The organism is Kocuria atrinae C3-8, assembly GCF_000286355.1.
Lineage (GTDB): Bacteria > Actinomycetota > Actinomycetes > Actinomycetales > Micrococcaceae > Kocuria > Kocuria atrinae_A.
On sequence record NZ_AJXN01000070.1, the window covers coordinates 1 to 19,413 of the forward strand.

A 19,413-nucleotide genomic window follows, 5' to 3' on the forward strand; every position below is an offset into this window, starting at 1 on the left:
CGGCCGGCCGAGCGGCGTCGGCAGGGGGTATCGCACCCAGCCGCCGGGGGAGTGGAACCCCTCGTTTGCAATGGCGTGCAATCCTCTGGCAGAATGGTCGCTGTTGTTCACGTGTCGGCGTGTGCCCGTAAAAAGGTCCCGACCGCGTCGGGCGAACCGGTACACCGAAGCAGCCTCAACGAGCAATGGTCTCCATGGGAACCACGTGAACAGCCATCCAATCGACACCATAGAAATTATTTGTGCGAACTCGTGTTTGCGTTTTTCGCGACACGCCCGAGTTCGGGTGTCGGTGCTTCAGCAGGGTGAGGAACCCGGTTCTACCGGATTCAGCCTGTGTGAAGTGGCGATATAAGCGCCAAAACACAAGGAGCTAACGCTCCACACAGGGAAGTACTTGAAGAAAGAGAGTCACGACGCATGGCGGGACAAAAAATCCGCATCCGGCTGAAGTCCTATGACCACGAGGTCATTGACGTCTCGGCCCGGAAAATCGTTGAGACGGTGACGCGCGCAGGCGCCACGGTAGTGGGACCCGTCCCGCTGCCCACGGAGAAGAACGTCTACTGCGTGATCCGCTCGCCGCACAAGTACAAGGACAGCCGTGAGCACTTTGAAATGCGCACACACAAGCGGCTGATCGACATCATCGACCCCACGCCCAAGGCTGTCGATTCGCTCATGCGTCTCGACCTGCCGGCTGACGTGAACATCGAAATCAAGCTGTAAAAAGGATCGCACCCCAATGACTACCACTTTCGAACGCCAGGTTAAGGGCCTGCTGGGCACCAAGCTCGGCATGACCCAGGTCTGGGACGAGAACGGGAAGTTCGTGCCGGTGACCGTGGTCAAGGCCGACTCCAACGTCGTGACGCAGCTGCGCAACGAGGACAAGGACGGCTACAACGCCGTTCAGATCGGCTTCGGTGCGATCGATCCCCGCAAGGTTTCCAAGCCGCTGGCTGGCCACTTCGCCGCCGCTGGAGTAACCCCGCGCCGCCACGTCGTCGAACTTCGTACTTCCGACTCCGCTGACTACGAGCTCGGCCAGGAACTGTCCGTCGAAATCTTCGACGCCGGTACCAAGGTCGACGTTGTCGGCACCACCAAGGGCAAGGGCACCGCCGGTGTTATGAAGCGTCACGGCTTCGCCGGTGTTGGCGCCTCCCACGGTGCTCACAAGAACCACCGCAAGCCGGGATCCATCGGCGGCGCGTCTTACCCCGCACGTGTTTTCAAGGGCATGAAGATGGCTGGTCGTATGGGCAACGCCCGTCACACCACCATGAACTTGACCGTTCACGCTGTTGACGCCGACAACTCCCTGCTGCTCATCAAGGCGCCCTGCCGGGCCCCAAGGGATCGGTCGTCCTCGTCCGAACCGCAGTGAAGGGAGCCTGATAAGCCATGGCAACTGAAACCGTAAACGTCGAGCTGCCGGCTGAGATCTTCGACGCGCAGACCAACGTGCACTGCTTCACCAGGTCGTCGTCGCTCAGTTGGCCGCTGCTCGCCAGGGAACGCACAAGACCAAGACCCGCGCCGAAGTTTCCGGTGCAGGCCGCAAGCCGTTCAAGCAGAAGGGCACGGGTCGCGCTCGTCAGGGCTCCATCCGCGCTCCTCACATGACCGGCGGTGGCGTTGTCCACGGTCCGACCCCGCGTGACTACTCGCAGCGCACGCCCAAGAAGATGAAGGCAGCTGCCCTGCGCGGCGCCCTCTCGGACCGGGCTCGCAACAACCGCATTCACGTGGTTGCCGATCTGGTGACTGCTTCCGAGCCGTCCACCAAGGCCGCCAAGGATGCACTGCGTTCGATCACCGAGCGCAAGAACGTGCTGGTTGTTCTGGACCGCGGTGACGATGTCACTGCATTGTCCGTGCGCAACCTGGTCAACACGCACGCCGTGTACGCAGACCAGCTCAACACGTACGACGTGCTCGTCTCGGACGACGTGATCTTCACCAAGGCCGCTTACGACTCGTTCGTTGCTGCTGCGTCCGCTACGGGTAAGAACCAGGAGGACGCCAAGTGAGCGCGATCTACAACAAGGACCCGCGCGATGTGATCATTCGCCCGGTCGTCTCCGAGAAGTCCTACGGACTGATCGACGAGGGTAAGTACACCTTCCAGGTGGACCCCTCCGCGAACAAGACCGAGATCAAGTACGCCGTGGAGAAGATCTTCGGTGTCAAGGTCGAGTCCGTCAACACCCTCAATCGTCCCGGTAAGCGCAAGCGCACTCGCTTCGGCTGGGGAACGCGTAAGGCCACCAAGCGTGCCATCGTGTCCCTTCGGGAAGGTTCCATCGACATCTTCGGCGGTCCGCTCGCCTGAGCGGAGACCACTTTAACGAGGAATATCAATTATGGCTATCCGTAAGCACAAGCCGACAACCCCGGGCCGTCGTGGCTCGTCGGTTGCCGACTTCGTAGAAATCACGCGTACCACGCCTGAGAAGTCACTGGTGCGTCCGCTGCCCAAGAAGGGCGGTCGTAACAACACCGGTCGCATCACCACCCGTCACAAGGGCGGTGGACACAAGCGTCAGTACCGTGTCATCGACTTCCGTCGTCACGACAAGGACGGCATTGATGCCAAGGTCGCTCACATCGAGTACGACCCCAACCGTACGGCTCGCATTGCGCTGCTGCACTACGTTGACGGCACCAAGCGCTACATCGTGGCTCCCAACAAGCTCAAGCAGGGCGATGTTGTCGAGTCCGGTCCGTCCGCTGACATCAAGCCCGGTAACAACCTGCCGCTGCGCAACATCCCCGTGGGCACCGTGCTCCACGCTGTGGAGCTGCGTCCCGGCGGCGGCGCCAAGCTGGCTCGTTCAGCCGGTGCCTCCGTGCAGCTCGTCGCCAAGGAAGGCAAGTACGGCCAGCTCCGTCTGCCCTCCGGTGAAATCCGCAACGTCGACGTGCGCTGCCGCGCAACCGTGGGCGAGGTCGGCAACGCCGAGCAGTCCAACATCAACTGGGGCAAGGCCGGCCGTAACCGCTGGAAGGGCATCCGCCCGACCGTGCGCGGTGTCGTCATGAACCCCGTTGACCACCCGCACGGTGGTGGTGAGGGTAAGACCTCCGGTGGTCGCCACCCGGTCAACCCGAACGGCAAGCCCGAGGGACGCACCCGTCGCCCCAACAAGGAAAGCGACAAGCTCATCGTCCGTCGTCGTCGTACCGGCAAGAACAAGCGCTAAGGAGCCTGACTAATGCCACGCAGCCTCAAGAAGGGCCCTTTCGTTGATCAGCACCTCTACCTGAAGGTCGCCAAGGAGAACGAGAAGGGCACCAAGAACGTCATCAAGACGTGGTCCCGCCGCTCGATGATCGTGCCCGACATGCTCGGCCACACGATCGCCGTGCACGACGGACGCAAGCACATCCCGGTGTTCATCACGGAGTCGATGGTCGGGCACAAGCTCGGCGAATTCGCTCCCACCCGCACATTCCGCGGCCATGTGAAGGACGACAAGAAGGGCAAGCGTCGCTGACCTCTGGTTAGCACGTAGCACTTCTTCGACAAGACGAGAGAAGGAAAGCAATGGAAGCCAAGGCATCTGCGCGCTACATCCGCGTGACGCCTATGAAGGCCCGGCGCGTCGTCAACCTGATTCGTGGCCAGCAGGCGAATGAGGCATTGGCGATTCTGAAGTTTGCCCCCCAGGCAGCTTCCGAGCCGGTATTCAAGGTTCTCGAATCCGCCGTAGCTAACGCACGGCAGAAGGCCGACCGTGAAGGCCTCGCGTTCAAGCAGGAAGACCTCGTTGTCTCCGCTGCTTACGTGGACGAGGGCCCCACCATGAAGCGGTTCCAGCCGCGCGCCCAGGGTCGTGCGTACCGCATCAACAAGCGCACGAGCCACGTGACCGTGGTCGTGGCGACCCCGGAGAAGGAGGAGGTCCGCTAAGTGGGACAGAAAATCAACCCCAACGGATTCCGTCTGGGTATCACCACCGACCACATCTCGCACTGGTACGCTGACTCCAACCAGCCGGGCCAGCGCTACAAGGACTACATCCGCGAGGATGTGAAGATCCGCGAACTCATGTCCAAGGGCATGGAGCGCGCCGGTATCTCCAAGGTCGAGATCGAGCGCACCCGTGACCGTGTGCGTGTGGACATCCACACCGCCCGCCCGGGCATCGTGATCGGCCGCCGCGGCGCCGAAGCTGACCGCATCCGCGGTGAGCTCGAGAAGCTGACCGGCAAGCAGATCCAGCTGAACATCCTGGAAGTCAAGAACCCCGAGACCGACGCACAGTTGGTTGCTCAGGGTGTCGCCGAGCAGCTCGCTTCTCGCGTGGCATTCCGCCGCGCCATGAAGAAGGCTATTCAGTCTGCACAGCGTGCGGGCGCCAAGGGTATTCGTATCCAGTGCGCCGGCCGCCTGGGTGGCGCTGAAATGTCCCGCTCGGAGTTCTACCGCGAAGGCCGTGTGCCCCTGCACACCCTGCGCGCGAACATCGACTACGGCTTCTTCGAGGCGAAGACCACCTTCGGCCGTATCGGCGTGAAGGTCTGGATCTACAAGGGCGACCTGACCTCCAAGGAACTGGCTGCACAGCAGGCCGCTGCTCCGTCTTCGCGCGGACGCAACGACCGTCGCGGTGGCGCCGGTGGCGGCGAGCGTCGTCGTCGTGGTGGCAATGACCGTAACGACCGTGGCGGACGCCGTGAGCGTAACGACTCCGCCGCAGCCCCGCAGCAGAACAACGCTGCGGAGGCGCCCAACGCAGAGGGTGGTAAGTAATGCTTATCCCACGTCGTGTTAAGTTCCGCAAGCAGCACCACCCCAAGCGTCGGGGCCAGGCTAAGGGCGGAACCCAGGTATCGTTCGGCGAGTGGGGCATCCAGGCACTGAGCCCGGCATATGTCACCAACCGTCAGATCGAGTCCGCGCGTATCGCAATGACCCGTCACATCAAGCGTGGCGGTAAGGTCTGGATCAACATTTACCCGGACCGTCCCCTGACCAAGAAGCCTGCCGAAACCCGTATGGGTTCCGGTAAGGGTTCCCCCGAATGGTGGGTCGCCAACGTCAAGCCCGGACGCATCATGTTCGAGATCTCCGGCGTGTCCGAAGAGGTCGCCCGTGAGGCGCTTCGTTTGGCAATCCACAAGCTCCCGATGAAGGCACGTATCGTGCGTCGCGAAGGTGGTGAATGATCAATGGCCATTGGATCTAAGGATCTGAACATGGAAAACCTCGCGGAGCTCGACAACAGTGCTCTGACCGAGCAGTTGCGGAAGTCCAAGGAAGAGCTGTTCAACCTGCGCTTCCAGTCCGCAACCGGTCAGCTCGAGAGCAACGGTCGTCTGAAGTCCGTCAAGCGTGACATCGCCCGCATCTACACCGTGCTGCGTGAGCGCGAGCTGGGCATCCGCGAAGAGGTCCAGGCGACTGCTGTAGAGACCGACAAGAAGGCAGCCAAGAAGAGCAAGAAGGCCGCCAAGTCTGAGGATGATGCCAAGTGAGCGAGCAGGTTAACAACGAGGCCACGGCCGAGCGCGGTGACCGTAAGACCCGTCGCGGCTACGTAGTCTCCGACAAGATGGACAAGACCGTGGTCGTGCAGGTCGAGGATCGTGTGAAGCACGCCCTCTACGGCAAGGTCATGCGTAAGTCCAAGCGCATCAAGGCGCACGACGAGGAGAACACCGCTGGTGTCGGTGACCTCGTGCGTATCGCCGAGACGCGTCCGCTGTCCGCCAGCAAGAACTGGCGCATCGTGGAGATCATCGAGAAGGCCAAGTAAGGCTTTCGAGATCGACAAAGCATGCCGGCTCTGAGCCGACACACGGGCCCTCATCTTCGGATGGGGGCCCGTTGCGTTGCCGGAACCGCCCAGTTGGACCTACCAGTCCGTGGGCTGTACAGTGGATCAGTACGCGTGTGGCACACGTGTGCCCACATCACTGACTTCGACACTGCTGAGTCAGAATCCACAATGCCCCACGGCCCGCCCGGCGGACCGTGATTTCCGCAGGGAAATCGGGGCATGAACCAGCGTCTTCGTGCGGTTTTACGCGCGAAGTACCACGCGGCATCGCCAAGCGATGTTCACCGCGTGCCGCTGCCCGTTCACGGATTCTGGTTGAGCAGACCGATCCTCAGTGGGGCAGCGAAGCAGACGATTAGTTCGTCTGAATCACTTCGAATCACTCACGCCACAAACCCAGCGCGTACGTGCTTCGCGAAAACGCCTCGGGCCCCTCCTACGGCCACGGGGAGCACCGTTCAGTGAAGCGTTCGAATATCTACCGTTCCGCAAGGCTCGACATCGTCCAGTTATGGATGAGAACCGGCGCGACGACAGGAGAAATCAGTGATTCAGCAGGAGTCGCGGCTTAGGGTCGCCGATAACACGGGTGCGAAGGAAATCCTCACCATCCGTGTACTCGGTGGATCCGGACGCCGTTACGCAGGCATTGGCGACGTCATTGTCGCCACCGTTAAGGACGCAATCCCCGGTGGCAACGTCAAGAAGGGCGACGTTGTCAAGGCTGTTGTAGTCCGTACCAAGAAGCAGAGGCGCCGTCCCGATGGTTCCTACATTCGTTTCGACGAGAACGCCGCAGTGATCTTGAAGACCGACGGGGATCCCCGTGGCACGCGTATCTTCGGTCCCGTGGGCCGCGAGCTGCGCGACAAGAAGTTCATGAAGATCATCTCGCTGGCTCCGGAGGTGCTCTGACATGGCGAAATTCAAGATCAAGACCGGAGACCTGGTTCAGGTCATTTCCGGCAACAAGCAGAACAAGGGCAAGCAGGGCAAGGTTCTGCGTGTGATCACCGAGACTTCCCGCGTGGTTGTCGAGGGCGTCAACGTGGTGACCAAGCACAAGCGTGCCAGCGCCCAGCGAAGCCGGCGGCATCGTCAAGACCGAGGCTCCCATTCACATCTCGAACGTGATGCTCGTGGACCCGGAGACCGGCAAGCGACCCGCGTGGGCTACCGCACCGAGACCGTGGAGCGTGACGGCAAGCAGAAGACCGTTCGCGTTCGCGTGTCCAAGAGCACCGGCAAGGATCTGTGATGAGCGAAACGACCGAAACCAAGATGACCCCGCGGTTCAAGACCAAGTACCAGGAAACTGTTGCACCGGCACTCCAGGAAGAGTTCGGTTACACGAACGTCATGGAACTGCCCCGCATCACCAAGGTTGTCGTGAACATGGGTCTGGGCGAGGCAGCCAAGGACTCCAAGCTGGTGGATTCCGCCATCAAGGACCTGACCGCCATCACCGGCCAGAAGCCCGTGGTCAACCGTGCCAAGAAGTCCATCGCACAGTTCAAGCTGCGCGAAGGTATGCCCATCGGCGCTCACGTCACCATGCGTGGCGATCGCATGTGGGAATTCCTGGACCGTCTGGTCACCCTGGCCCTCCCGCGTATCCGTGACTTCCGTGGATTGTCCGACCGTCACTTCGACGGCAACGGCAACTACACCTTCGGTTTGACGGAACAGTCCATGTTCCACGAAATCGACCAGGACAAGATCGATCGTGTGCGCGGTATGGACATCACTGTGGTGACCACCGCAAAGAACGACGACGAAGGTCGCGCGCTGCTCAAGGCGCTCGGCTTCCCGTTCAAGACCAACTAATTCCCGCGACGTCAGAGGTCCCGACTGGCTGTAACCGGTCGGGAAACCGTGACGAGGAAGGGCATGTGCCCAAACATGACAATGACAGATCCTGTCGCAGACATGCTGACGCGTCTGCGTAATGCGAACTCCGCATACCACGACACCGTGAGCATGCCGTACTCCAAGCTGAAGGCTCGGGTTGCGGACATTCTCAAGGCCGAAGGTTACATTGCGGACTGGAGCGAGGAGCCGGCCAAGGTCGGTAAGACCCTCATCCTGTCCCTGAAGTTCGGCCCCAACCGTGAGCGCTCCATTGCAGGCGTTCGCCGTATCTCCAAGCCGGGTTTGCGCGTTTACGCGAAGTCCACCAACCTGCCGAAGGTTCTCGGCGGCATGGGCATCGCGATCCTCTCCACCTCTTCGGGTCTGCTGACTGACAAGCAAGCCGGCAAGAAGGGCGTGGGCGGGGAAGTCCTCGCGTACGTCTGGTAATCGGCAGCACAGAACAAAGAAAGGAAGAGAACATGTCACGTATTGGACGTCTCCCGATCTCTGTGCCCGCCGGTGTGGAGGTCGCTGTGGACGGTTCCGTGGTGAAGGTCAAGGGCCCCAAGGGCGAATTGACTCAAACCGTGGCCGCTCCCATTACCGTGGTTGTTGAAGACGGCACCATTCAGGTTGCCCGCCCCAACGACGAGCGCGAGTCACGCGCTCTGCACGGTTTGACTCGTACCCTGATCGCCAACATGGTTCAGGGTGTCTCCGAGGGTTACAGCAAGCAGCTGGAAATCGTCGGAACCGGTTACCGTGTGCAGGCCAAGGGCGCCAACCTGGAGTTCGCTCTGGGCTACAGCCACCCTGTTCCGTTCGAGGCTCCGGACGGCATCACGCTGTCCGTGGAAGGTTCGAACAAGGTCACCGTCGCCGGTATCGACAAGCAGCAGGTTGGCCAGGTTGCCGCAAAGATCCGCAAGTTGCGTCTGCCCGACCCCTACAAGGGCAAGGGCGTGCGTTACGCCGGCGAGCAGATCCGCCGCAAGGCCGGAAAGGCTGGTAAGTAATCATGGCTCTCGTAATCAAGGGCAAGTCGAAGTCCGCTCAGCGCGCACGTCGTCACCGCCGCGTACGCAAGTACGTTTCCGGTACCGCTCTGCGTCCCCGTCTCGTAGTGACCCGTTCCGCGCGTCACATGGTCGCTCAGGTGATCGACGACGACAAGGGTGTAACCCTGGCGTCCGCTTCCACCATGGAAGCTGACCTGCGGGCCGCCTCGGAGGACAAAACCGCCAAGGCCAAGCGCGTGGGCGAACTCGTCGCCGAGCGCGCCAAGGCTGCCGGTGTCGAAACCGTTGTGTTCGACCGCGGCGGTAACAAGTACCACGGCCGTGTGGCCGCGGTGGCCGATGGTGCCCGTGAAGGAGGTCTGGCGCTGTGAGCGAGCAGAACAATGAGAAGGAAACCAAGGTGAGCGAAGCCACCAACGCTTCCAACGAAGCTACCGAGGCTCAGCAGGGAACCGAAGACAACCGCGGTGGCCGCGGCGGTCGCGGTAACCGCAACGAGCGCGGTGGCCGTGGCGAACGCGGCGGTCGTAACGAGCGCGGCGGCCGTGGTGGCCGTGGCGGTCGCGAGGAAGAGAAAGACAAGTTCCTCGAGCGCGTCGTGACCATCAACCGTGTCTCCAAGGTGGTCAAGGGTGGCCGCCGCTTCAGCTTCACCGCCCTCGTGGTGGTTGGCGATGGCAACGGCATGGTTGGCGTGGGCTACGGCAAGGCCAAGGAAGTTCCCGCCGCCATCTCCAAGGGCGTCGAGGAAGCCAAGAAGAACTTCTTCCGGGTTCCTCGCGTGGAAGATCGCACCATTCCGCACCGTGTGCAGGGCGAAGCCGCTGCCGGTGTCGTGATGTTGCGTCCGGCCACCCCGGGTACCGGTGTTATCGCCGGTGGTCCGGTGCGTGCCGTACTCGAGTGCGCGGGCATCCACGACGTGTTGTCCAAGTCCTTGGGTTCGTCCAACCAGATCAACATCGTGCACGCAACCATCGAGGCCCTGCGTATGCTCGAAGAGCCCGCTTCCGTGGCTGCCCGTCGTGGCCTGCCCATGGACGAGGTTGTTCCGGCCCCGCTGCTGCGCGATATCCAGAAGGCAGGTGCCTGATGAACGGAAAGCGCATTCAGGCCGACGGTGCCAATCTGCGTATCAAGCAGGTCCGCTCCGTGGTCGGTCAGAAGCAGAACATGCGCGACACCCTGCGTTCCCTCGGCTTGAAGAAGCCGGGCAACGTGGTGGAGCGCAAGGCCGATGCGGCGACCGCGGGCATGATCAACACGGTGTCGCATCTCGTAGAGGTTGAGGAGGCCGAGTGACCATGGCTGAAAACACTGGGAGCAAGAAGCAGCACGCTCTGAAGGTTCACCACCTGCGTCCGGCCCCCGGATCTCACCAGTCCAAGACCCGTGTGGGTCGTGGTGAGGCTTCGAAGGGTAAGACTGCCGGTCGTGGTACCAAGGCACCAAGGCGCGTTACCAGGTGAAGGCCGGTTTCGCCGGCGGTCAGCTGCCGTTGCACATGCGTCTGCCCAAGCTGCGTGGATTCAAGAACCCGTTCCGCGTGGAGTACCAGGTTGTGAACCTGGATCGTCTGGGCGAGCTGTTCCCCGAGGGCGGTACGATCGGTATCTCCGATCTCGTTGCCAAGGGTGCAGTGCGTAAGAACCAGCCGGTCAAGGTTCTGGGCACCGGAGAGATCTCCGTTGCACTGAACATCACCGCGGACAAGTTCTCTGCCTCCGCGGCTGAGAAGATCGCAGCTGCCGGCGGTTCCACGCAGACCGCGTGAGACTGTACGCAGTAATCGGTTGTAGGGTGTAACCCTGAACTGAAGCGGGCCCCGTGCCGTATTGTCGGCACGGCCCGCTGCTTTTTATCAGGGTGTTGGTGCTCACCTCTCGCGTGCGCACGCAACATCCTTCGCTAGACTTGCCCGGGGTCGGGACCGGCCGGGCCAACACTGAAGTTTTTGGAGGAGGACCTGTGCTCAGTGCTTTCGCACGGGCGTTCACAACGCCGGAACTGCGCAACAAGCTGCTGTTCACCCTCGGGATCATCGTGATCTACCGGTTGGGCACTTTCATTCCTGCGCCTGGCGTGGATTACGGAAACGTGCAGCAGTGTCTGGCACTGGGTAACACCACCGGCGGCGTGTACGACATGGTCAACCTGTTCAGCGGTGGCGCTCTACTGCAGCTGTCCATCTTTGCGCTCGGTGTCATGCCCTACATCACCGCCAGTATTATCGTGCAGCTTCTGCGTGTGGTGATTCCGCGTTTCCAGGAACTCCACGAAGAGGGCGCCCAAGGGCAGACCAAGCTCACCCAGTACACTCGTTATCTCACCATCGGTCTGGCCGCGCTCAACGCGACCACCGTGGTCTCGCTGGCCCGTTCCGGCGCACTGTTGGGTGACTGCCCCTTGCCGATCATCCCGGATGATTCCCTGATGATCCTGGTCATTATGATCCTCACGATGACCGCAGGTACCACGCTGATCATGTGGCTGGGCGAGCGCATTACCGACCGCGGTGTCGGCAACGGTATGTCCCTGCTGATCTTCACCTCGATCGCAGCAACCTTCCCCTCCGCTCTGGGCGACATCCTGCGTACCCGTGGTTGGGGCTTGTTCCTGGCCGTGTGCGCCGTGGGCCTGGTGGTCATCACGTGCGTGGTGTTCGTGGAACAGTCACAGCGCCGTATCCCGGTGCAGTACGCCAAGCGCATGGTCGGCCGACGAACCATTGGTGGCACCAGCACGTACATCCCGCTCAAGGTCAACATGGCCGGCGTGATTCCCATCATCTTCGCCTCGTCCATGCTCATGCTGCCGTCCATGATCGCGCAGTTCGGGATGCCCAATGACGGCTCTCCGGTGCCGGGCTGGGTCAACTGGATCAACACGTACCTGACCTCGGGCGACCACCCGGTCTACATGGTCACGTACTTCCTGATGATCGTGGCGTTCACGTACTTCTACGTGTCCATCACGTTCAACCCGGAAGAGGTTTCCAACAACATGAAGCGCTACGGCGGCTTCATCCCCGGCATTCGCGCCGGGCGTCCCACGGAGAACTACCTGCGTTACGTGCTGTCCCGTATCACGCTGCCGGGTGCTCTGTACCTGGGCATCGTGTCCATGATCCCGCTCATTGCTCTGGTGCTGTTCAACGCCAACCAGAACTTCCCGTTCGGCGGCCCGTCGCTGCTGATCATGGTGGGCGTGGGTCTGGACACCGTGAAGCAGATCGATGCGCAGCTGCAGCAGCGCCACTACGAAGGATTGCTGCGCAAGTAGTTGTCCACCGAGTCCCACGGATCCGTGCGATCCGCCCCGCTCACGTGCTGGAGCCAGTAAAGTGGTGGGGGACCACAGAAGTTCGTGCAAGGAGAAACCATGACCCGTATGTTGATCATCGGACCGCCAGGCGCTGGCAAGGGCACGCAGGCGGCTCGCATCTGTGAACGGTTGAACGTTCCTGCGATCTCCACCGGGGACATTTTCCGAGCGAACATCAAAGAACAGACCGATCTCGGTAAGGAAGCACAGCGTTACACCGACGCGGGCAACCTGGTGCCGGACTCCGTGACCAATTCCATGGTGCGAGACCGCCTGGCTCAGGATGACGTGAACAACGGCTTCCTGCTGGACGGTTACCCGCGCAACGTGGCCCAGGTCGAAGAGCTGGACAGCATCCTCGAGGCCAACGGCACTCACTTAGATGTCGTGCTGCTGCTCACCGCGGACAACGACGAACTCGTCAAGCGTCTGCTGGGTCGTGCTCAGGATCAGGGTCGCACCGATGACACGGAAGATGTCATCCGGCACCGCCTGAACGTCTACGATCAGCAGACCGCACCGGTCGTGGGCGTGTACGAGAAGCGCGGGATCGTCACCGAGGTGGACGGCCTGGGCGACATCGACCAGGTCACCGAGCGCATCATGGCGGCCCTGGCCAGCTGAAATGCGATCTCGCTGAGATCAGAACGTGGGTGTGAGCCCTCGGAACGGCGCCGTACAGCGCGTTCCGAGGCTTAGCCGTTGAAAGAACTCACCACTACGAAGGGAAGCGCGCACCGTGTTTGGTCGCCGCAAGGTAGAACTGAAGTCCGACGCCCAGCTTGCGCTCATGTCGCGAGCCGGGGTGGTGACTTCCCGCGCGCTCGACGCCGCCGTGGCCGCTGCCGTTCCCGGGGCCACCACTGCAGATGTGGACCAGGCCTTCCGGGATGTGCTGGCGGCGAATAACGCCGAGTCCAACTTCTTGGGCTACTACGGCTATCCGGCCACCGTGTGCGTGTCCGTCAATGATCAGGTCGTTCACGGGATCCCCGGTGATCAGGTACTGGCCGACGGGGACATCGTCTCCATCGACGGCGGCGCCATCGTGGACGGCTGGCACGGGGATTCGGCCCGAACCGTTCTGGTGGGGGAGAACCACGACCCAGCGGATGTCGAGTTGTCCAAGGTGACCCGCGCGGCGATGTGGCGGGGTATCGCCGCGATGGCCACCGGCACCACGTGGGTGACATCGGCCAGGCCGTGGAGGACTACGTCCACGGAGTCGTCGGACAGCGGCTGGGAATCCTCGAGGACTATGTGGGGCACGGCATCGGCACGGCCATGCACATGGCCCCGGACGTTCCCAACTACGCCGTGCGCAATCGCGGACCCCGGCTGGTCCCGGGCATGGCACTGGCCATCGAACCCATGCTGATGCGCGGCGGGATCGAGACCAAGATCCTGGAAGACGACTGGACCGTGGTGACCGTGGACGGCGCCAACGCGAGCCAGTGGGAACACAGCGTGTGCCTGCACTCCAAGGGCCTGTGGGTCCTCACCGCTGAAGACGGCGGCGCATCCGAACTCGAACCCCTGGGCGTACATCCCGTCCCGATAGCCGCATCCTGAACCGCACGCGCGGTACGCACGAGCGAAAGGACCTGACATGGCCACCGACGTAGAGATCACCCAGCGACCGAAACCCGGTCAGTTGGTCTTCAAGCCCGCCCGCCGCGGTAAGCCCCCGCAGCACCTGGCCGACCTGGATCTGGCCGGGCGTAAGAAGATGCTGCAGGATGCCGGCTACCCGGCTTTCCGCGCGGCGCAATTGTCCAAGCACTACTTCGAACGATTCGAGACGGATCCGGAGAAGATGACCGACCTGCCGGCCGGCCAACGCGAGGAACTCGTGGCAGCCGCCATGCCTCCGCTGTTGACCACGGTCAAGAACCTCAAGGCGGACCAGGGCATGACGGTCAAGTCCGTCCACCGCCTGTTCGACGGCGCCATGGTCGAGTCCGTGCTCATGCGGTACAGCAAGCGCGTGACCATGTGCATTTCGTCCCAGGCCGGTTGCGGCATGAACTGCCCGTTCTGCGCCACAGGCCAGGCCGGTCTGACCCGGAACCTCTCTGCTGCAGAGATCGTCGATCAGGTCGTCCAGGCATCCGCGCCCTGCGGGACGGTGTGGTGGCCCGGCGGAAGAAGCTCCGCTGCGGGTTTCCAACATCGTGTTCATGGGAATGGGGGAGGCCTTGGCCAATTACAAGGCCACCATGGGTGCAGTGCACCGCCTGATCGATCCCTCCCCGGAAGGCCTGGGACTGTCCGCACGAGGGCTGACCATGTCCACGGTGGGCCTGGTCCCCGGTATGCGGAAGTTCACGCAGGAGAAGCTGCCCATCACCCTGGCGCTGTCCCTGCACGCCCCGGACGATGAGCTGCGCGACGAGCTCATCCCGGTCAACAATCGGTGGAAGGTGGACGAGGCGCTGGATGCCGCACGCGAGTACTACGACGCCACCGGCCGCCGCGTATCGATCGAGTACGCCCTGATCCGCGACATGAACGATCAAGGCTGGCGCGCGGATTTACTGGGGGAGAAGCTCAACAAGCGCGGCGCCGGCTGGGTGCACGTGAACCCCATCCCGTTGAACCCCACCCCGGGGTCCAAGTGGACCGCCTCGCGCCCGGGTGTCGAGCAGAACTTCGTGGAGCGCCTGCGCGCCCACGGTATCCCGACCACGGTGCGCGATACGCGCGGTTCCGATATCGACGGCGCGTGCGGCCAGCTGGCCGCGGACGTCTAGGCCCGGGAGCGGCGTCGTCGTCCGTGTCGATCCGACGTGAAGGTGGCGGGTAGCTCACTACCCGTTACCGGATTGCATATCAAGTCTCAACCGCGTAAAGTATTGCGTTGGTTGTCTGTGCTCGCTCCGCTGAGCCCTGCCCGTCCACGAATCCACCCAAGCTTGCGCTGAAGGGGAGAGTTGCGACCGCGGTCAGTCAGTGGAGAGAGTCCTGTAAACCGTCCGGATAGATAACCGGACCCCTCGAAAAGTTAGCGGAGGATATGGCCAAGAAAGACGGAGTCATCGAGATCGAAGGCACTGTGGTCGAGGCTCTGCCCAACGCGTCGTTCCGTGTTGAGCTGAACAACGGTCACAAGGTGCTCGCCCACATCTCTGGGAAAATGCGCCAACACTACATCCGAATCCTTCCTGAGGACCGGGTCGTGGTGGAGCTGAGCCCGTATGACCTAACCCGAGGCCGGATCGTCTACCGCTACAAGTAGAAATTCGCGGCACCACGCACCGCGCGGATCGTAGTGATCTGCGGGGTGTTTGCTGCGTTATTCACCACCACTAGTACGCGAAGGAATGCGATGAAGGTCCAACCGAGCGTCAAGCAGATCTGCGACAACTGCAAGGTGATTCGCCGTAACGGCCGAGTCATGGTGATCTGCTCGAACCCCAGGCACAAGCAGCGCCAGGGCTGACGGAGCGCTCCCGCCCCACGCAAGTGGATTGACAGAACGGACACTGCAGCCAGCACCGCACGGTGCGGCAACCCCCGGCACGGAGGCCGGAGACCGAACGAAATACGTTGTTCGGGACGCAGTGTTCAAGACCTCCGGACATTACAAGGAGAACCGCCAATATGGCTCGTCTCGCAGGCGTAGACCTCCCCCGCGAAAAGCGGCTGGAAATTGCGCTGACTTACATCTACGGCGTGGGTCGTACCCGTGCACTCGCAACCCTTGAGGCCACCGGCATCTCGGGTGACGTGCGCGTGAAGGATCTCACCGACGCTCAGCTCGTCGAGCTGCGCGACTACATCGAAGGCAACTACAAGGTCGAAGGCGATTTGCGCCGCGAGGTTGCCGCCGACATCCGCCGCAAGGTCGAAATCGGCAGCTACCAGGGTGTGCGTCACCGTCGTGGCCTTCCGGTCCACGGCCAGCGCACCAAGACCAACGCACGTACCGCAAGGGTCCCAAGCGCACGGTCGCCGGCAAGAAGAAGTAATCGTGGTCGCCGCCCAAGCCGGCGGCTGATCAACGTCGAAGATCTTTGTAGGAGAATTCATGGCTCAGAAAACTCGCGCGACGGCTGCTCGCAAGCCGCGTCGCAAGGTTAATAAGAACGTGACTCAGGGCCAGGCCCACATCAAGTCCACGTTCAACAACACCATCGTTTCCATCACCGATCCCTCCGGTGCCGTTCTGTCGTGGGCTTCCGCCGGCGGCATGGGCTTCAAGGGATCCCGTAAGTCCACCCCGTTCGCCGCTCAGCAGGCCGCCGAGGCCGCAGCCAAGGGCGCCAGGAGCACGGCATGCGCAAGGTTGACGTGTTCGTCAAGGGACCGGGTTCCGGACGCGAAACCGCTATCCGCGCACTGCAGGCCACCGGGCTCGAGGTCGGTTCCATTCAGGACGTCACCCCGTCCGCTCACAATGGTTGCCGTCCCCCCAAGCGCCGTCGCGTTTGATGCGTGCAGCGTGAGCACCGAACCCTCAGGGTTCGGTGCCCGCGCATCGACGCGGTGATCTCGCCTGATCTCCGCGCACCCCACCCCTTGTTTTCCACCACCTGCGTGCGTCATATGGCGGAGGCACGCTGAAAGGAAACATCAGTGCTCATCGCACAGCGCCCCACCCTCACCGAAGAGGTAGTGGCTGATAACCGCTCCCGGTTCGTGATCGAACCGCTCGAGCCCGGTTTCGGCTACACCCTCGGCAACTCCCTGCGTCGCACTCTTCTGTCCTCCATTCCCGGTGCAGCCGTGACCAGCATCCGCATTGACGGTGTGCTGCACGAGTTCTCCACCGTAGATGGTGTCAAGGAAGACGTCACCGAGCTGATCTTGAACATCAAGAAGCTCTCGCTCTCGTCCGAAGAGGACGAGCCCGTGACCGCGTGGCTGCGCAAGCAGGGACCCGGCGAAGTGACCGCCGCTGACATCTCGGCTCCGGCCGGTGTCGAGGTCCACAACCCGGAACTGCACATTGCCACCCTGAACTCCAAGGGCCAGCTGGAGATCGAACTGACGATCGAGCGCGGTCGCGGCTACGTTTCTGCTTCGCAGAACAAGTCCGTTGACGCCGAGATCGGTCGCGTTCCGGTCGACTCCATCTACTCCCCGGTGCTCAAGGTGACTTTCCGCGTGGAAGCCACCCGTGTGGAGCAGCGAACCGACTTCGACAAGCTCATCCTGGACGTGGAGACCAAGGAAGCCATCACCCCGCGTGATGCAGTTGCTTCCGCCGGTACCACTCTGGTGGAGCTGTTCGGTCTGGCTCGCGAGCTCAACACCACGGCTGAGGGTATCGAGATCGGTCCGTCTCCCACGGATGCTGCCGCCGCCGCTGACATGGCTCTGCCCATCGAGGATCTCGAACTGACGGTTCGTTCCTACAACTGCTTGAAGCGTGAGGGCATCCACAGCGTGGGTGAACTGGTTGCACGCTCCGAGGCAGACCTGATGGACATCCGTAACTTCGGCGCCAAGTCCATTGACGAGGTCAAGGCCAAGCTCCAGGAGCTCGGTCTGGCACTCAAGGACTCCCCGCCAGGTTACGACCTCGCCGCGCACGCAGCTTCGTTGGAGGACGAGGACGAGAACAACAACCCGTTCGACGTCGACCTCGACTGAAGTCTTACAACTTTCCCGTTTCTCACGAGGCAGCCTGCTAGCCACGCGAGAGACCGACCACCAGGAGACCTACTATGCCTACCCCTACCAAGGGACCCCGTCTCGGCGGCGGGCCTACCCACGAGCGCATGATGCTCTCGAACATGTCTCAGCAGCTGTTCGAGCACAAGCGCATCACCACCACGGTGACCAAGGCCAAGCGCCTTCGCCCGGTGGCCGAGCGTCTGATCACCTTCGCCAAGCGCGGTGACCTGGCTTCTCGCCGCCGCGTGATGCGTCAGCTCAACGACAAGTCCGTCGTGCACGAGCTGTTCACCGCTATCGCTCCGGCCATGGACGGCCGCGACGGTGGTTACACCCGCATCACCAAGATCGGTAACCGCAAGGGCGACAACGCCCCCATGGCCGTCATCGAGCTGGTCATGGAGCCCGTTGCTTCCAAGTCCACCGTTGCCGAGGCCGAGAAGGCCACCGAAAAGGCTGCTGCAGCTCCGGCTGCTCCGGTCGACACCCCGGCCGAGACCACTACTGAAGAGGTCAAGGCTCAGGAGATCCCCGCTGCAGAGCAGGCTCCCGAGACCGCCGAAGAGGCAGCCGAGGTCGCAGCCGAGAACCAGGACGCTGAGTTCGCCGGTTCGCACGCACCGTTGGAGTCCGGCGAAGCCCCCGAGGGCTTCTCCATCAAGGGCAACAAGAACTCCATGAAGTACCACGTTCCCGGCTCCCGCTGGTACTCCGGTACCACCGCCGAGATCTGGTTCGATTCCCCGGCCAACGCCGAGGCCGCTGGTTTCCAGCCGGCCGGTGGCGCTGCCGCTCAGAAGATCTCTGAGTAAGCACGTAGCTGCTTGACCGACGCCGCCGCAGGTAACCTGCGGCGGCGTCGTCGTTTTTCGGGAGGTTATGAACATGTCGGGTGAGCTGGTGCGCCTGCGCATCGATTTGGCGTACGACGGCGCTCCGTTCAGCGGGTGGGCGGCGCAGCCTTCGCTGCCCACGGTGCAGGGCGCGGTGGAGACGGCGCTCGAGCTGGTGTTGCGCCATCCTTTGCGCACCGTGGTGGCCGGTCGCACGGATACGGGTGTGCATGCTCGCCGTCAGACCGTTCACGTGGATGTTCCGGTCGATGCGTGGGAGACGGTGACGCGTGGCGCGGAGGTTGCCCCCGGGGCGGCTCTGGTGCGCAGGTTGAACGGTGCGCTCAACCGGGTTCTCGGTAAGGACCGTACGAATCTTGGCCTTCAACCAGCCCTCGGTGCCGTGGTGATTCACGACGCCGCTCTGGCACCCGCCGGTTTCGACGCTAGGTTCTCGGCGTTGTCGCGTAGCTATGCCTATCGCATCTCCGACGCCGCCAGCGGCCACGATCCGCTCACGCGTGGTTTTGCGTGGTGGGTCAATGAGGAGCTCGACGTCCCCGCCATGAATGCCGCAGTGACCGATCTACTGGGGCTGAACGACTTCCTGAGTTTCTGCAAGCCGCGGGAGGGCGCAACGACGATTCGCGAACTGCAATCCGCGTCGGTGGAACGGGATGCTTCGGGTCTTGTGACGGTGCGGTTGCAGGCGGACGCATTCTGCCACCACATGGTCCGCTCCGTGGTGGGCGCCGCAACACGGGTGGGCCAGGGGCGCTACGAACAGGACTGGTTGGGGGAGCGGTTGGAGGCGCGCGTGCGCGACGCTCGCGTGTTGCTCGCACCCCCGCACGGGCTGGTCCTGGAATCCGTCGAGTACCCTGCCGATCACGAACTGGCGGCCCGCGCGGAACAGACGCGGGCCAAGCGTCCGGAGGACTGAACCCCTGGTTACCGACTGGTTGAATG

At 62.4% G+C, this 19,413-nt stretch carries 23 protein-coding genes and 8 pseudogenes; all 31 read left to right on the forward strand.

Annotated features, from left to right (window positions below):
* Positions 1–420: 420 nt before the first annotated feature.
* The 31 genes and pseudogenes from rpsJ to YO9_RS0108455 all read left to right on the forward strand — a co-directional run bounded on the left by rpsJ (position 421) and on the right by YO9_RS0108455 (position 19,387).
* Positions 421–729: a 30S ribosomal protein S10 gene (rpsJ, locus tag YO9_RS0108305; protein ID WP_003803825.1), complete on the forward strand. Its 309-nt coding sequence runs from the start codon at positions 421–423 to the stop codon at positions 727–729.
* Between the two features lie 16 nt (positions 730–745).
* A pseudogene (gene rplC / locus YO9_RS0108310) lies at positions 746–1,401 on the forward strand (50S ribosomal protein L3).
* Between the two features lie 6 nt (positions 1,402–1,407).
* Positions 1,408–2,036 (forward strand): annotated as a pseudogene (rplD, locus tag YO9_RS0108315) (50S ribosomal protein L4).
* Positions 2,033–2,338, forward strand: a complete 306-nt coding sequence (gene rplW, locus YO9_RS0108320; RefSeq protein WP_016997045.1) for a 50S ribosomal protein L23 — start codon at positions 2,033–2,035, stop codon at positions 2,336–2,338. The pseudogene rplD and the gene rplW overlap by 4 nt, the downstream one beginning before the upstream one ends.
* Before the next feature lie 31 nt (positions 2,339–2,369).
* Complete coding sequence (gene rplB / locus YO9_RS0108325; RefSeq protein ID WP_016997046.1) at positions 2,370–3,209, forward strand: 50S ribosomal protein L2; 840 nt, start codon at positions 2,370–2,372, stop codon at positions 3,207–3,209.
* A gap of 12 nt (positions 3,210–3,221) precedes the next feature.
* Positions 3,222–3,503, forward strand: a complete 282-nt coding sequence (rpsS, locus tag YO9_RS0108330; protein WP_016997047.1) for a 30S ribosomal protein S19 — start codon at positions 3,222–3,224, stop codon at positions 3,501–3,503.
* 50 nt (positions 3,504–3,553) lie between these two features.
* Entirely contained in the window at positions 3,554–3,919 is a 366-nt protein-coding gene (rplV, locus tag YO9_RS0108335) for a 50S ribosomal protein L22 (RefSeq protein ID WP_016997049.1), read from the forward strand.
* On the forward strand, positions 3,920–4,762 hold the full coding sequence (gene rpsC / locus YO9_RS0108340; RefSeq protein WP_016997051.1) for a 30S ribosomal protein S3: 843 nt from the start codon (positions 3,920–3,922) through the stop codon (positions 4,760–4,762).
* A complete protein-coding gene (gene rplP, locus YO9_RS0108345) occupies positions 4,762–5,178 on the forward strand; it encodes a 50S ribosomal protein L16 (RefSeq protein ID WP_016997053.1) in 417 nt (138 codons plus the stop codon). The genes rpsC and rplP overlap by 1 nt, the downstream gene beginning before the upstream one ends.
* A 3-nt stretch (positions 5,179–5,181) precedes the next feature.
* Positions 5,182–5,487, forward strand: coding sequence for a 50S ribosomal protein L29 (rpmC, locus tag YO9_RS0108350; protein ID WP_016997056.1), 306 nt, complete (start codon positions 5,182–5,184; stop codon positions 5,485–5,487).
* Positions 5,484–5,768, forward strand: a complete 285-nt coding sequence (gene rpsQ, locus YO9_RS0108355) for a 30S ribosomal protein S17 (RefSeq protein WP_016997057.1) — start codon at positions 5,484–5,486, stop codon at positions 5,766–5,768. The genes rpmC and rpsQ overlap by 4 nt, the downstream gene beginning before the upstream one ends.
* 570 nt (positions 5,769–6,338) lie before the next feature.
* Positions 6,339–6,707 carry a 50S ribosomal protein L14 gene (rplN, locus tag YO9_RS0108360; protein ID WP_016997059.1) on the forward strand — a complete coding sequence of 123 codons (369 nt, stop codon included), beginning with the start codon at positions 6,339–6,341 and terminating at the stop codon, positions 6,705–6,707.
* A 1-nt stretch (position 6,708) separates the two neighbouring features.
* Positions 6,709–7,050, forward strand: a pseudogene (gene rplX, locus YO9_RS0108365) (50S ribosomal protein L24).
* On the forward strand, positions 7,050–7,619 hold the full coding sequence (gene rplE / locus YO9_RS0108370) for a 50S ribosomal protein L5 (RefSeq protein WP_016997060.1): 570 nt from the start codon (positions 7,050–7,052) through the stop codon (positions 7,617–7,619). The pseudogene rplX and the gene rplE overlap by 1 nt, the downstream one beginning before the upstream one ends.
* A 75-nt stretch (positions 7,620–7,694) precedes the next feature.
* The gene (rpsH, locus tag YO9_RS0108375; RefSeq protein WP_016997062.1) at positions 7,695–8,093 is read left to right on the forward strand and encodes a 30S ribosomal protein S8; all 399 of its coding nucleotides are present in this window, start codon (positions 7,695–7,697) and stop codon (positions 8,091–8,093) included.
* A gap of 32 nt (positions 8,094–8,125) precedes the next feature.
* Entirely contained in the window at positions 8,126–8,662 is a 537-nt protein-coding gene (rplF, locus tag YO9_RS0108380) for a 50S ribosomal protein L6 (RefSeq protein ID WP_016997063.1), read from the forward strand.
* A gap of 2 nt (positions 8,663–8,664) precedes the next feature.
* Positions 8,665–9,036: a 50S ribosomal protein L18 gene (rplR, locus tag YO9_RS0108385; RefSeq protein ID WP_016997064.1), complete on the forward strand. Its 372-nt coding sequence runs from the start codon at positions 8,665–8,667 to the stop codon at positions 9,034–9,036.
* On the forward strand, positions 9,033–9,758 hold the full coding sequence (gene rpsE / locus YO9_RS0108390) for a 30S ribosomal protein S5 (protein WP_016997065.1): 726 nt from the start codon (positions 9,033–9,035) through the stop codon (positions 9,756–9,758). Before rplR ends, rpsE begins: the two co-directional genes overlap by 4 nt.
* Positions 9,758–9,967, forward strand: coding sequence for a 50S ribosomal protein L30 (gene rpmD / locus YO9_RS0108395; RefSeq protein WP_016997066.1), 210 nt, complete (start codon positions 9,758–9,760; stop codon positions 9,965–9,967). Before rpsE ends, rpmD begins: the two co-directional genes overlap by 1 nt.
* Positions 9,968–9,969: 2 nt before the next feature.
* Positions 9,970–10,439, forward strand: a pseudogene (rplO, locus tag YO9_RS0108400) (50S ribosomal protein L15).
* 194 nt (positions 10,440–10,633) lie between these two features.
* Positions 10,634–11,947, forward strand: coding sequence for a preprotein translocase subunit SecY (secY, locus tag YO9_RS0108405; protein WP_016997067.1), 1,314 nt, complete (start codon positions 10,634–10,636; stop codon positions 11,945–11,947).
* 99 nt (positions 11,948–12,046) lie between these two features.
* Positions 12,047–12,613, forward strand: coding sequence for an adenylate kinase (locus YO9_RS0108410; protein ID WP_016997068.1), 567 nt, complete (start codon positions 12,047–12,049; stop codon positions 12,611–12,613).
* 166 nt (positions 12,614–12,779) lie between these two features.
* Positions 12,780–13,561, forward strand: a pseudogene (map, locus tag YO9_RS0108415) (type I methionyl aminopeptidase).
* 37 nt (positions 13,562–13,598) lie between these two features.
* Positions 13,599–14,742: pseudogene (gene rlmN / locus YO9_RS0108420) on the forward strand (dual-specificity RNA methyltransferase RlmN).
* Between the two features lie 263 nt (positions 14,743–15,005).
* Positions 15,006–15,227, forward strand: a complete 222-nt coding sequence (infA, locus tag YO9_RS0108425) for a translation initiation factor IF-1 (RefSeq protein ID WP_016997072.1) — start codon at positions 15,006–15,008, stop codon at positions 15,225–15,227.
* A 90-nt stretch (positions 15,228–15,317) separates the two neighbouring features.
* On the forward strand, positions 15,318–15,431 hold the full coding sequence (gene rpmJ / locus YO9_RS0108430) for a 50S ribosomal protein L36 (protein ID WP_016997073.1): 114 nt from the start codon (positions 15,318–15,320) through the stop codon (positions 15,429–15,431).
* A 161-nt stretch (positions 15,432–15,592) separates the two neighbouring features.
* Positions 15,593–15,960, forward strand: a pseudogene (gene rpsM / locus YO9_RS0108435) (30S ribosomal protein S13).
* 59 nt (positions 15,961–16,019) lie between these two features.
* A pseudogene (gene rpsK, locus YO9_RS0108440) lies at positions 16,020–16,423 on the forward strand (30S ribosomal protein S11).
* Between the two features lie 144 nt (positions 16,424–16,567).
* A complete protein-coding gene (locus tag YO9_RS0108445; protein WP_016997076.1) occupies positions 16,568–17,587 on the forward strand; it encodes a DNA-directed RNA polymerase subunit alpha in 1,020 nt (339 codons plus the stop codon).
* 74 nt (positions 17,588–17,661) lie between these two features.
* Positions 17,662–18,423, forward strand: coding sequence for a 50S ribosomal protein L17, sunset domain variant (rplQ, locus tag YO9_RS0108450; protein WP_031272929.1), 762 nt, complete (start codon positions 17,662–17,664; stop codon positions 18,421–18,423).
* A gap of 67 nt (positions 18,424–18,490) precedes the next feature.
* The gene (locus YO9_RS0108455; RefSeq protein WP_016997078.1) at positions 18,491–19,387 is read left to right on the forward strand and encodes a tRNA pseudouridine synthase A; all 897 of its coding nucleotides are present in this window, start codon (positions 18,491–18,493) and stop codon (positions 19,385–19,387) included.
* The last annotated feature ends 26 nt before the right edge of the window (positions 19,388–19,413 follow it).

Bases quoted from the DNA above. Each gene is read 5' to 3' on its own strand.
- rpsH (WP_016997062.1), top strand. From the start codon at position 7,695: ATGACAATGACAGATCCTGTCGCAGACATGCTGACGCGTCTGCGTAAT.
- rpmJ (WP_016997073.1), top strand. From the start codon at position 15,318: ATGAAGGTCCAACCGAGCGTCAAGCAGATCTGCGACAACTGCAAGGTG.
- rplR (WP_016997064.1), top strand. From the start codon at position 8,665: ATGGCTCTCGTAATCAAGGGCAAGTCGAAGTCCGCTCAGCGCGCACGT.
- rplB (WP_016997046.1), top strand. From the start codon at position 2,370: ATGGCTATCCGTAAGCACAAGCCGACAACCCCGGGCCGTCGTGGCTCG.
- rpmD (WP_016997066.1), top strand. From the start codon at position 9,758: ATGAACGGAAAGCGCATTCAGGCCGACGGTGCCAATCTGCGTATCAAG.
- YO9_RS0108455 (WP_016997078.1), top strand. From the start codon at position 18,491: ATGAACATGTCGGGTGAGCTGGTGCGCCTGCGCATCGATTTGGCGTAC.
- rplE (WP_016997060.1), top strand. From the start codon at position 7,050: ATGAGCGAAACGACCGAAACCAAGATGACCCCGCGGTTCAAGACCAAG.
- rplQ (WP_031272929.1), top strand. From the start codon at position 17,662: ATGCCTACCCCTACCAAGGGACCCCGTCTCGGCGGCGGGCCTACCCAC.
- rplP (WP_016997053.1), top strand. From the start codon at position 4,762: ATGCTTATCCCACGTCGTGTTAAGTTCCGCAAGCAGCACCACCCCAAG.
- rplV (WP_016997049.1), top strand. From the start codon at position 3,554: ATGGAAGCCAAGGCATCTGCGCGCTACATCCGCGTGACGCCTATGAAG.
- rpmC (WP_016997056.1), top strand. From the start codon at position 5,182: ATGGCCATTGGATCTAAGGATCTGAACATGGAAAACCTCGCGGAGCTC.
- rpsJ (WP_003803825.1), top strand. From the start codon at position 421: ATGGCGGGACAAAAAATCCGCATCCGGCTGAAGTCCTATGACCACGAG.
- infA (WP_016997072.1), top strand. From the start codon at position 15,006: ATGGCCAAGAAAGACGGAGTCATCGAGATCGAAGGCACTGTGGTCGAG.
- rplF (WP_016997063.1), top strand. From the start codon at position 8,126: ATGTCACGTATTGGACGTCTCCCGATCTCTGTGCCCGCCGGTGTGGAG.
- rpsS (WP_016997047.1), top strand. From the start codon at position 3,222: ATGCCACGCAGCCTCAAGAAGGGCCCTTTCGTTGATCAGCACCTCTAC.
- YO9_RS0108410 (WP_016997068.1), top strand. From the start codon at position 12,047: ATGACCCGTATGTTGATCATCGGACCGCCAGGCGCTGGCAAGGGCACG.